The sequence below is a fragment of the [Clostridium] citroniae WAL-17108 genome (assembly GCF_000233455.1).
GTDB lineage: Bacteria > Bacillota > Clostridia > Lachnospirales > Lachnospiraceae > Enterocloster > Enterocloster citroniae.
Genome location: NZ_JH376420.1, coordinates 1499379 through 1510969, shown reverse-complemented (window position 1 = coordinate 1510969; position 11591 = coordinate 1499379). Strand labels below are relative to the sequence as shown.

The following is an 11591-nucleotide window of genomic DNA, read 5'->3' as shown; positions in this document are numbered from 1 at the left end:
GAAAAACGGCATGTCAGAGATGGAGCGGGGCTGTTGTCAATAGAACCGTGGAATACCGAAGCAGGCGGCACGGCCGCCTGTGAGGATATGCCGCGAAAGTCTATTGACATAAGCCCACGGATTATCCTGTCCAGCAGAAAAGGGGCAACTGCACCCTTTTCCTGCCTTCCGGCGAGGATGGGTTCGGGCAAAGCCCGAAATCGGGTCAAGGGACGAGTCCCTTGTGGGGGTTGGGGCAAGGCCCCAAGATCTTAAAACCATTAATATCTGCAATTTTCAAGGTTCGGTTGAGCCTATTTTTTAGACTCCGTTTTTTCATAGATTACTTGACACTACCGTGTAATGGCGGTGTTGAAAAAACATCTGACGCAAGGGTGACCCCGGCGGACATTTTTGACAACTTTTTTTGTATTTTACAGACCGCGGTCTGCATAAAAGTGTATAAACAATACACGCAATGAATATATATACATCCCCCTCACCGTTAAAAATGCATAACAATTACATGTTTTTAACAGGTAAATTGAATAATATTAACACTACAGACTGAAATACAGGATTTTTATATAGTAATGTCCAGATAAAATCTGTTTTTTTTATTAAAATAATACTATCAAAATATCTAATTTGCAAGGAGAAAAATATGGAGACAAGGGTCATTGAACAAACTATGTATAATTATTTCAAGTTAGTGGGAAAAACAGCCATTGTCACTGGCGCTGGAAACGGCATTGGGAGAGGGATCGCAAAGGTTTTGGCCGGACTTGGGGTAAATGTGGTTGCATGTGATATTGAAAAAGAAAATGTGGAAGATGTTGTGGAGGAGATCACATCCCAGGGGCTTTTTGCAGTGGCTGTTTACTGTGATGTAAGAAAATATGAGGACATACAGAACGTGATCCGGACAGCTGTAGATACATACGGAACCGTGGATATCCTTGTAAATGACGCAGCCGGCTGCGGCGGAGGCGTGACCATTGACGATATTACGGAGGAGGAGTGGATGCGCCTGATCGAACTGAACCTGAACAGTGTTTACCGCTTCACCATGTCCGTCCTGCCATTGATGAGGGCGAAAAAAAGCGGAAAGATCGTAAATATCAGTTCAGGGGCAGGAATTGTAGGAGACTTTTCAGATCCCCATTATGCCGCGGCAAAGGGGGGAGTGATCGCATTTTCCAAGGAGATCGCCCATGAAGTTGCCAAGGACCATATTAATGTGAACTGCGTTGCACCCGGGTTGGTGGATACAAGGATGGCCAGGATCAGGCCATGGGAAGATGAGATCGCCGACACCCTTTGGCACAGGGTGGGACAGCCCGAGGACATAGCCTACGCTGTGGCATATATGGCATCGGCTGCCAGCGATTATTGTACCGGACAGGTACTTTCGCCCAACGGCGGCGCCTGGATGCAGTAAGCGGTCCGTTGACCGGGCAGGCGGAATATGACGGTAGACTATCTGTTTTACAATATGATCGTGCTGACCATGGCGGATCCGGCCGGATGCGGTATCATACCCAATGGCGCCGTGGCGGTAAAAGGGGACAGGATTGCCGGTGTTGGTGAGAACGGGGAACTGATAAAGCATTACTCAGCCCACCGGTATATAGACGGGCGGGGAAAACTTCTGATGCCGGGGCTGGTGGATGCACATATGCACACGGGTGTCAGCATTTATAAAGGATTTGCCCAGGATACGAAAAACTGGATGAGCGATTGCGTATTTCCGCTAAAGGGGGCCCTTTCAGCAGAATCCAGAAGGGCCGGTTCCATGGTCATGATAGCGGAGGCCATCAAGGCTGGCACCACAACAATGGTTGACAGCAATGAGGACATGCTTTTATTTGCGGATAACCATGTGCAGGCCGGAGTCAGGGCCCAATTGTCCCATACGGTCCATGGGCTGCCTCTTGGCCGGGCTGTGATTGGGGATGATGAGCTATATCCTCTGGAAGATGATTTGGAGCAGGAATCTCTAAAAAACTGCAGAACGCTGATCACAGAGTACCATGACAGCCATAATGGCCGCATTACCTGCGGATTATGTCCTCTGGGACTGGACCGTGTATCAAGGGAAACCCTACAGATTATGAAGGAAATGTCCGACAGGGAAGGGTTTCCCATTCATCTCCATCTGGCCTGCGGGGAGAGGGAGGTAAAGCAGATGCAGATGCGGTATGGAAAAAGGAGCATTTCCTTCCTCCATGAGCTGGGGCTGGTCAACCGCAGGCTGATCGCTGTTCACCTGTCAGTGGCGAGTGAAGATGAGATCCGGTTTCTGGCCGGACAGGGGGCAGGGATGGTGCTGTGTTCAGGAAGTGAGGCCATTGTGGACGGGAATGTTCCTCCTGCCTTTGAATTCAGCAGGTACAGCCCCCGCCTTGCCATTGGTTCAGACCAGACCTCAGGTGGTAATTCTTCCAATCTTTTTTATGAGATGAAGATCGGAGCCCTGCTCAATAAGTGCAGGTTTAAAGATCCCTCCCTGTTCCAGGCATGGAAGATGCTGAGGCTGGCTACCATAGACGGGGCAAGGGCAATGGGTATGGGCCATGTCATAGGATCCCTGGAGCCGGGAAAAAAGGCGGATATGATCATGTTGGATCTGGAAGTGCCCCAGATGACACCCCTTGTCTGGGATCCGGTGTCCAACCTGATTCCCAACCTGGTATATGCTGCCAACGGCAGCGAGGTACAGCTGTCCATGGTTGACGGAAGGATTATAATGGAGGACAGAATACTGTTAAGTATCGATGAAAAGAAGATTATACGGGAAGCGCAGCAGGAGGGAAGAAAACTCCTTGAACGGGCAGGTCATAAGCTTCTTGAGAAGAACAGCATGATACAAAAGCTGAAAAAGGAAAATAAATTGTAAGATGAGCAGAGAAAGGGCGGGGACAATATGAAAAAATTACTGAGTATTGGTTTGGCAGTCACAATGGCGGTTTCCCTTACCGCGTGCGGCGGAGAGAAAAAGGCAGCGTCCGGAGGCGCTGATGGGGAGACTATCCGTATCGGTGTGGTGTGTCCTCTCACAGGTGAGTCTTCATTATTTGGGGATGTTCTGTCACAGACCGTGCAGCTGCTGGCAAAACAAAAGAATGAGGCAGGCGGCCTGCTGGGCAAGCAGATTGAGATCATGGTCTATGATAACCGTGATGATGCGGTGGAGACCACCAATGCAGCGAGAAAGGCTATCCTTAACGATAAGGTGGTTGCTTTTATCGGAACGGATTCCTCCGCCACCACACTGGCGCTTGGGGAAGTGGCGGCTGAAAATGAGATTCCCTTTATTACCAGTATTGCCACAAACTCCAAGGTTACCACAACAGATGACGGGGAGGTGCGTCCATGGGCATTCAGGGCCTGTCTGTCCGATCCGCAGAGCGGTGCCATACTTGGGCAGTATGCGGTGAATGAATGCGGTTTTAAAAAGATTGCGGTCATCTATGAGATCGGAAGCGATTTTTCCATTGGAGTTACCAATGAATTTACCCAGACCGTGGAGAACACAGGCGGTGAGATCGTGACAAAGGAAGCGTATAACACAGGGGATGTGGATTACCGCGCCGTACTGACAAAGATCAAGAATTCAGGGGATTTTGACGCCCTGTATATTGCGGCGGGATATTATAAACAGATCGGTCTGATCGCCAACCAGGCAAGGGAGCTTGGGATCGAGCAGCCGTTCCTGACAACAGAGGGCGCCATGTCCAGCGATCTGTTTAACATTGCGTCCGATTCCGTGGAGGGCATGATCTATAACGTGGCAGTGGACACTGCATCTGATCATGTACATGGGCTGCTGGAAGATTTCCAGGCGGAATGGGGATATGATCCGAGCCTGAATGTAGGACCGGACTGTTATCTGGCATATGATGCGTTCCAGCTCCTTACCGGTGCGATCGAGAAGGCAGGGGAAGCTGATCCAGCCAAGATCAGGGACAGCCTGGAGAACACAACGGAACTTCAGGGATTGACCAGCTCCATCACATTTGATCCCAAGACCCATCTGGTATACCGCGAGGTTCCCATTTACCAGATTAAAGACGGCGGATTTACCAAACTTGGCCTTTTCTCACCGGCTATCCAGTGACAGGATCCCCATAACACCATGGCGCATGGCCCGTAGGCCGTGCGCCGTTTAGAAGGAGGTAACTTCCTTGTTTATACAGCAATTAGCCAATGGACTGTCAGTGGGAAGCGTATACGCGCTGATGGCAGTCGGATATGCCCTGATTTACAGCCTGCTGAACTTTACAAACTTTACCCATAGCATAACGGTTACGATTGGCGCATTTACCACATTCTTTTTTCTTACATATGCCATGCAGGATCTGCTGGCAGGAATTATCGCAGGAATCATAGCGGCAGCGCTTTTGGCAGCGGTGATTGAATTTGTCGCATACCGCCCTTTGCTTAAACGAAACGCAAGAAGGGTCTATCTGATGATCATCGGACTTGGGATCTCTGTGATGGGAGATAACCTGATCATCATTGCATTTTCTGGCAGGTTCAGAATATTTCCGGTGAATTTTCCCTCTGAAAGCATAAAGATCATGGGGGCCAATGTGGGTCTGGTGGACATGCTGATTTTTCTTGTAAGCATGATCTCACTTCTGGTAGTGGAATTGATCATACGCAAAACAAAGCTTGGGCTGGCCATAAGAAGCGCGGCCTTCAGCCTGGAGGCCACCTCTCTCATGGGAGTTGACACATTTAAGCTGATCCTCTCCATTTTTCTCATTGCAGGGAGCCTGGCCGGTGTTGCCGGTACCCTTTTGGGGGCCAAATATACGGCCTATCCTTCCCTGGGCACTTTTTATACAAACAAGGCCTTTATATGTGCGGTGTTCGGAGGACTGGGCAGCCTGCCGGGAGCAGTTGTGGGAGCGCTGGTGCTGGGGGTTTCGGAGGCAATGATATCCGCCTATGTGTCCACCTCGCTGAGAGACTTGTTTGCGTATTTTCTGCTAATAGTGATTTTGCTGATCCGTCCATCCGGGCTGATGGGCAAGTCCAGCGAAGATAAAGCATAAAGGAGGCGGAAAAGTGGAGTATTGGTTAGGTGTTGCGACATTAGTCGGTATCTATATGATCGCTGTTTTGGGCGTGTCAATTCTTTGCGGCTTCACGGGAATGTTCTCCATGGGACATGCCGGTTTTATGGCCATCGGGGCATATACTTCCGCCCTTCTGACAAAAAACTTTGACATGCCGGTTTTTCTGGGAGTGATCGCAGGCATGGTGACATCCTCTGTTATCGGAGCCATTATCAGTTATCCAACGCTGAAGCTTCGCGATGATTATTTTATCATTGTGACCCTTGGGATCGGAGAGGCGATCAAGCTGATCATCCAGAATGCGGCTTCCATAACAGGAGGGGCAAGAGGGCTGGCGGACATACCCAAGGGTTCTAATTTTGTAAATGTCTGGATCATAGTGGTGATCACAGTTATTGTTTTAAAATCATTTATCAATTCCCGCCACGGCAGGAACTGTGTTGCGGTCCGGGAGGAGGAGCTGGCCGCCCAGTCCGTGGGGATCAATGTATTCCAGTATAAGATGGAAGCCATGGTGATCAGCTGCGCGCTGTGCGGCTGTGCGGGAGCGCTTTTGGGGCATTACATGCATTATCTTCAGCCCAACATGTTTACAATGGTCAAGTCGGACGAGCTGGTGATCATGGTGATCCTGGGCGGAAGGGGAAGCCTTACCGGTACGATCCTGGCAGGTCTTCTGATGCTTCCGCTGCCGGAACTGCTGCGGTTTGGCTCTGCTGAGCAGTGGCGTATGGTGCTGTACGGATTCCTTGTGGTGATCGTGATCCTGTTCCGCCCGGCCGGCATCATGGGCACACGCGAACTGACCATGAATGATCTTAAATCGCTTGTTGGCTGGGTGAAAGGAAAATTCAGCAAAAACAGCCTGAAAATTTCAAGAAAGGAATAGGATCTATGGAGAATTGTGAGTATGCCTTGGAAATCCGGGATGTGAGCAAACGGTTTGGCGGAATCGTGGCAACCGACCATGTGAATATAAAGGTGAGGCAGGGACAGATCTTTGGTATCATCGGCCCCAACGGAGCCGGGAAGACCACTCTGTTTAATATGATCACAGGCGTTTACAAACCCACGGAAGGAGATGTAATGCTGTACGGCAGATCCATTGCCGGGAAGCTTCCCTATGAGATCGCCCGCAGCGGCATAGCCAGGACCTTTCAGAATATCCGCCTGTTTGGGGATTTAAGTGTGTATGAAAATGTACATATCGCTTATCAGAAAAACATGACCTATAATTTTTGGGAAGGCATTATAAAAAACAGGAAATACAAAGAGGAAGAAAGAATCTGCGCAAACCGGTGCGAGGAGACGTTAAAGGATATGGGGCTTTGGGAGATACGCGGCCATCTTGCAGGTAATCTGCCCTATGGTATGCAGAGAAGGCTGGAGATCGTGCGCGCCCTGGCCACATCGCCCAGGATCCTTTTGTTGGATGAGCCGGCGGCAGGTATGAATGAGGATGAATCAGCAGTACTTGCAGGCATCATCAGGGAGATAACCAGGAAAAATAAGGAGATCACCATACTGGTGATCGATCACCATATGGATGTGATCATGAGCGTATGTGATGAGATGACGGTTATCAATTTCGGCAGACAGCTGGCTACCGGGGGACCGGAGGAAATACAGGGTAACCAGGAAGTGATCGATGCGTACTTGGGAGTAGGTGACTAATATGTTGAAAATAGATAATCTCACATTCAGCTATGGAAAGATCCAGGCATTAAAGGGCGTCAGCTTTGAGGTGAAACAGGGAGAGATACTCTCCATTGTAGGGGCAAACGGCGCGGGCAAGTCAACGCTGCTAAAATGCATTGCCGGACTGCTGAAACCACAGGGCGGGCAGATTTCATATAACAGCGAACCCCTCCCAAGGTCTGCCAGCGCGGTTGTGGCAAAGGGAATTGCCCTGGTTCCGGAGGGAAGGTGGATCTTCCCCAACCTGACCGTGGAGGAAAACCTTCTCATGGGTGGATACCTGGTTAAAAACAGGAAAGAGGGACTGGAAAAGGCATACAGTATGTTTGGCAGGTTAAAGGAGCGGCACACACAGCGGGCCGGCACCATGTCAGGCGGGGAGCAGCAGATGCTGGCCATTGCCAGAGGACTTATGTCTAATCCTAAAGTACTTGTGTTAGATGAGCCGTCTTTGGGGCTGGCGCCCCTTATTGTAAATGAAGTGATTGAATATATTGATGAGATCAATAAGCAGGGGGTAACCATACTGCTGGTTGAGCAGAATGCCCGGAAAGCGTTAAAAATCGCTCATCATGCCTGTGTAATGGAACAGGGAAAAATCGTGCGTTATGGAACCGGAGATGAGATCGCCCGTGACGAGAGCGTGGTTGCGGCATATCTTGGCAGAAAAAAATAACAAAAAAGCGAGGGAATATAATGAAGGACTACTTAAAGATAGCGGGAAAGACAGCAATCGTGACTGGATCAGGCCGAGGCATAGGCCGCGGGGTGGCGGCAGGGCTGGCCTCCTATGGCGCAAAGGTTATGGTGGCGGATATCAATGACGAAAATGGCGTAAAGGTCAGGGATGAGATCATAGCAGAGGGAGGGGTTGCCGATTACTGCCACTGTGATGTGTGTAAGATCGGGGACATCAGGAATCTGGTGGCAAAGACTGCGGAGAAATTCGGCACCATTGATATTCTGGTCAATAATGCCGGAGGAGGAGAGCCGCCCTGTGATTTCTTTACCATCACAGACGAGCGCTGGGATCATTATATCAGATTTAACCTGTACAGCGCATTTTATATGATCAGGGAAGTGTTCCCCTATATGAAGGAACAAAAAAAGGGGAAAATTGTAAATATTAGCTCCGGCTATGCGATCGGAGGGGGAGATTTCTGCGCACACTATGCTTCCGCAAAGGCCGGTGTCATTGGCCTTACCACCTCCATTGCCAAAGAGGGAGCCCCTTACGGAATCAATGTAAATGTGATCCCTGTGCCCACAACAGATACGCCGGGGCTCAGGGAGGCTGATTTTGAGCTGGTAGGGGATGAGATTCCCCTGATTCCACTGGGACGGATCGCAGTGCCTGAGGATATTGCCAACACGGTGTTGTTCTTGGTGTCTGAATCCGCGGACTACGTGACAGGGCAGATTGTGGCTCCCAACGGAGGCAGGAGGATGCTGATATGATTTGGCCCAATGGTGCAAAATGTGCGTTTAATCTGGGCTTTGACCTGGATGGGGAAACCATCTGGCGCAACAAGGCCAGAAGGCTGCCGGGGGGCGCTGCATTTATCAAAGGGCCATCCATCGGGGCATATGGTCCTAATAAGGGAGCGGCCCGGATTTTGGAGATCCTGGAGGAGTTTCATTTGAAGGCCACCTGGTTCATTCCAGCGGTGATGATCGAGGAACACCCGGGGATTGTGGGGCAGATACTGGACAGGGGCCATGAGATATCGCATCACGGTCTGGACCACACGGGCAGATATGGGGACACGTTAACAGAACAGCAGGATACCATTGGAAGATGCCAGGACATTTTCCTGAAATATACCGGACGCAGGGCCTTTGGCATAAGACCTACCGGGACTCTGCTGCCGGAGACGGAAAAATGGCTTTACAATGGCGGCGGCTTTTTATATTCAAGTGCGGGAACCAGCGGAGAGGGCAGAGGATACTATTACGTTGATGGGGAGAAAACCGGTGGGATCAATGTGCCATGCCGGGATGAACAAATGGATGATTACGTGCAGACCGTGCTGCATTCCTATCCCGCAGTGCTGGAGGGGATGCCCAGGATCGCTTCCTATGACGTGGTTTATTCCAACTGGATCAGGGAAATAGAGGGCATGGTCAGATTCGGGACCACAGGTTCCTCCGCCTTTCATCCACAGATTGCCGGAACGCCGGGGAGGGCGGTCATGTTGGAACGGTTCTGCAGTTATTTGGCGGACAACCGGGATGTGTGGTGCGCCCCCTGCCTGGACATAGCAAAGTATCATAAAACAGCATTGGAGGTTGAACATCATGAGTGATCATACGAAGATCTGGCCTGAGGGCAAAAGCTGTGGGGTGATGGTCAGCGTGAACCTGGATGCGGAATTTTATGGAAGGATCTTTTATCCGGACGTGGATGTGGATGACGGGGACATCATGCGTCTGGGAAAAACAGGAATGGAATACGGACTTCCAAGGCTGCTGGATACATTGGAGCGTTTTGGTGTCAAGGCCACCTTTTTTATACCCGGAGCCGTTGGGGAGCGTTACCCGGAACAGGTAAAGGAGATTGCCCGCAGAGGGCATGAGATTGGATGTCATGGGGACCAGCATGAAATCCTGGGATGCCTTTCACGTGCCCAACAGGGCACGGTGCTGCAAAGGGCCGGAAAAAAGCTGGAAGCTTTGACAGGGAAACAGATCAAGGGATTCCGGATGCCTGAGGGGGAGATGAATGAGGATACCCTGATGGTTCTTAAGGAGTTGGGATACGAATACAGCAGTTCCCTTTCAGACAATGATATTCCTTATATCCACGGCTGCACCGGATTGGTTGAACTTCCCATTCACTGGGAGCTGTTTGACCTTCCCTATTTTACATTTGCATTTGATCCCCCCATTCCCCCCGGACAGGCCCGCTCCGCATCCATGGATGAGGTACTGAAAAACTGGATCTATGAGTGGGAAGGCGCCAGGCGCTGGGGAACGCTTATGAATATACAGTTGGATCCCCAGACGATCGGTGAACAGGGCCGTATTTTTATACTGGAAGAGCTTTTGAGCAGGATACAGAAGGAACCGGGAGCGTGGATCGCAACCGGGGAAATGATCGCATCCCACATGAGAACGATATGAGAAATGGAGGCTTTTATGTCTGAAGCAGCATTAAATGCAATGGCACAGCAGTATCTGGATCTTACACTGTGCAAAAGCAGATATGATGATATCGATATACAATGGTACACGGAAGGCCCCTTCTGGCGCAGGACCAGCATGCGGTTTTCCAGGGATTATAAGATCCTGCCGGATTATGAGATTGCTGATTTAAAACACGGAAAAACGCTGGAGGATATTCTGGATGAGTCCCAACACCTGGCGGAGAACCTGAAGCTGTTTGAAAAGACAGCCCCGCCGGAACAGCTGCAGCGAACAGGATACCTCATTGACCATGTGATTGCCTTGAACACCCGTACCCGGATGCTGATGGGGGAGAAAATGGGCTTTGATGAGATGACCGGCAGATTATACGACCTGGTGGCTCCGGAGTATGATTATCAAAAATTTGATGATATCCTGGACCGGATGGGTCAGGCGCTTCCGGGAGCGGGACCGGCCAGGGATAAGGTCCTGGAATTTAGAAAAAGGATCTCCATCCCCAGGGAGAGGATACTGGACGTAATGAAGAAAACCACCGGGGAATTTCATACCATGTCCATGAACAGGATGACCTTGACCGGAAACAGTATGCCCCGGGTAAGGGTGCGTGACTATCCAAATCCGGATATGGCGTTCCTGTCCATTCTGTTTGGCTATGATTATAACCACCTGGAATATGAGAGGAATTTTAACCTGAATTATCCATGGACGGTTGACAACGTTATTGAGTGTATCGGACATGAGATGGAGCCGGGCCATCTCACTTATTATGAGAAGCGCACCCAGACCTATATTGACACGTGCTGGCCGGAGATGGCGGTGGTACAGCAGTTCTCCTCTTCCTCCGCATTTACGGAAGGCTCTGCACGGTTTGTGATCTCCATGTGCTTTGACCACTCTGATACAAAGAAGACAGACTTTGAGAGGGAGGTTATCTTTGGCACGGCAGGGTTGGACAAAGCTCTGGCAGGATTAATGCCGCTGTGGCATGAGTACTGCGAGATCGCAGGCTATGGGAAACTGGAAGTCACACGAAACATCTGGGACCGGCGGTGGACAGAGCATGAAGCAGCGGAATTTCTGAGAAAATACGCGATTGTGGATAAGAATGCAGAAGATGACATTGTTAACCATCTGGCAGCGGATGATGGCCATTTTGTCGCCCATGACTATGCCCGTGATGTGGTAAAAGAGTATTTTAATCACATAACAAAGGATGTGGACGCCCAGTGGACGCTTTACGAGAAACTGTGCTGCGGGCATATGAGTATGAGGGGGATGGAGGATAAGACGTTGAGGGTATAGCAGGTAAATGAATGGAACGAAAAAGTAAGCGGACAACCACTGTGGTGGTCCGCTTATTTGAGTTTTAAAAGCAAAGGATATTTTCTGAGCCGTATGTTCCCTGGGTTCCGATACTTTCCGGTTTTGTTGTGACGGAAAATTATATAATGGTACGTATTAGAATAAATGCCTAATTAAATTCATAGTAATACGTAAAAAAAATACAAAAAGACAAAATAGTACTAGAAATGTTAAAAACTTACTATTTATTATGTATGAAAATCTTTATATAATATTTATAAATGTTAACATTTTGTTAATACGAGTATGGCCAGACCGTATTTTTATTTGTACTTCATTCCTTAATCGCGAAAAGGATGAAAAGCAAAGATTAAGAAA

11 protein-coding genes are annotated in these 11591 nt (G+C 49.6%); all 11 read left to right on the top strand.

Going from position 1 to position 11591, the window contains the following annotated elements; translation table 11 throughout:
- Positions 1–643: 643 nt before the first annotated feature.
- The 11 genes from HMPREF9469_RS06795 (at position 644) to HMPREF9469_RS06745 (ending at position 11213) form a co-directional block, all read left to right on the top strand.
- Entirely contained in the window at positions 644–1420 is a 777-nt protein-coding gene (locus HMPREF9469_RS06795; protein WP_007860373.1) for an SDR family NAD(P)-dependent oxidoreductase, read from the top strand.
- 27 nt (positions 1421–1447) lie between these two features.
- Positions 1448–2878 (top strand): amidohydrolase family protein, encoded by a 1431-nt coding sequence (locus tag HMPREF9469_RS06790; protein ID WP_007860372.1) that lies wholly within the window; start codon positions 1448–1450, stop codon positions 2876–2878.
- Between the two features lie 27 nt (positions 2879–2905).
- The gene (locus tag HMPREF9469_RS06785; protein WP_007860371.1) at positions 2906–4099 is read left to right on the top strand and encodes an ABC transporter substrate-binding protein; all 1194 of its coding nucleotides are present in this window, start codon (positions 2906–2908) and stop codon (positions 4097–4099) included.
- Between the two features lie 67 nt (positions 4100–4166).
- Complete coding sequence (locus HMPREF9469_RS06780) at positions 4167–5042, top strand: branched-chain amino acid ABC transporter permease (protein ID WP_007860370.1); 876 nt, start codon at positions 4167–4169, stop codon at positions 5040–5042.
- 13 nt (positions 5043–5055) lie between these two features.
- The gene (locus HMPREF9469_RS06775) at positions 5056–5955 is read left to right on the top strand and encodes a branched-chain amino acid ABC transporter permease (protein WP_007860369.1); all 900 of its coding nucleotides are present in this window, start codon (positions 5056–5058) and stop codon (positions 5953–5955) included.
- Positions 5956–5960: 5 nt separating this feature from the next.
- Complete coding sequence (locus HMPREF9469_RS06770) at positions 5961–6740, top strand: ABC transporter ATP-binding protein (RefSeq protein ID WP_007860367.1); 780 nt, start codon at positions 5961–5963, stop codon at positions 6738–6740.
- Position 6741: 1 nt separating this feature from the next.
- Positions 6742–7440, top strand: a complete 699-nt coding sequence (locus tag HMPREF9469_RS06765) for an ABC transporter ATP-binding protein (RefSeq protein ID WP_007860356.1) — start codon at positions 6742–6744, stop codon at positions 7438–7440.
- Positions 7441–7460: 20 nt separating this feature from the next.
- Positions 7461–8222 carry an SDR family NAD(P)-dependent oxidoreductase gene (locus HMPREF9469_RS06760; RefSeq protein WP_007860354.1) on the top strand — a complete coding sequence of 254 codons (762 nt, stop codon included), beginning with the start codon at positions 7461–7463 and terminating at the stop codon, positions 8220–8222.
- Positions 8219–9070 (top strand): polysaccharide deacetylase family protein, encoded by an 852-nt coding sequence (locus HMPREF9469_RS06755; RefSeq protein ID WP_007860352.1) that lies wholly within the window; start codon positions 8219–8221, stop codon positions 9068–9070. Before HMPREF9469_RS06760 ends, HMPREF9469_RS06755 begins: the two co-directional genes overlap by 4 nt.
- Positions 9063–9887, top strand: a complete 825-nt coding sequence (locus HMPREF9469_RS06750; protein WP_007860350.1) for a polysaccharide deacetylase family protein — start codon at positions 9063–9065, stop codon at positions 9885–9887. The genes HMPREF9469_RS06755 and HMPREF9469_RS06750 overlap by 8 nt, the downstream gene beginning before the upstream one ends.
- A 15-nt stretch (positions 9888–9902) precedes the next feature.
- The gene (locus HMPREF9469_RS06745) at positions 9903–11213 is read left to right on the top strand and encodes a hypothetical protein (RefSeq protein ID WP_007860348.1); all 1311 of its coding nucleotides are present in this window, start codon (positions 9903–9905) and stop codon (positions 11211–11213) included.
- The last annotated feature ends 378 nt before the right edge of the window (positions 11214–11591 follow it).

Coding starts and splice junctions, on each gene's coding strand:
- HMPREF9469_RS06795 (WP_007860373.1), top strand. CDS start 644: ATGGAGACAAGGGTCATTGAACAAACTATGTATAATTATTTCAAGTTA.
- HMPREF9469_RS06790 (WP_007860372.1), top strand. CDS start 1,448: ATGACGGTAGACTATCTGTTTTACAATATGATCGTGCTGACCATGGCG.
- HMPREF9469_RS06785 (WP_007860371.1), top strand. CDS start 2,906: ATGAAAAAATTACTGAGTATTGGTTTGGCAGTCACAATGGCGGTTTCC.
- HMPREF9469_RS06770 (WP_007860367.1), top strand. CDS start 5,961: ATGGAGAATTGTGAGTATGCCTTGGAAATCCGGGATGTGAGCAAACGG.
- HMPREF9469_RS06765 (WP_007860356.1), top strand. CDS start 6,742: ATGTTGAAAATAGATAATCTCACATTCAGCTATGGAAAGATCCAGGCA.
- HMPREF9469_RS06760 (WP_007860354.1), top strand. CDS start 7,461: ATGAAGGACTACTTAAAGATAGCGGGAAAGACAGCAATCGTGACTGGA.
- HMPREF9469_RS06755 (WP_007860352.1), top strand. CDS start 8,219: ATGATTTGGCCCAATGGTGCAAAATGTGCGTTTAATCTGGGCTTTGAC.
- HMPREF9469_RS06750 (WP_007860350.1), top strand. CDS start 9,063: ATGAGTGATCATACGAAGATCTGGCCTGAGGGCAAAAGCTGTGGGGTG.
- HMPREF9469_RS06745 (WP_007860348.1), top strand. CDS start 9,903: ATGTCTGAAGCAGCATTAAATGCAATGGCACAGCAGTATCTGGATCTT.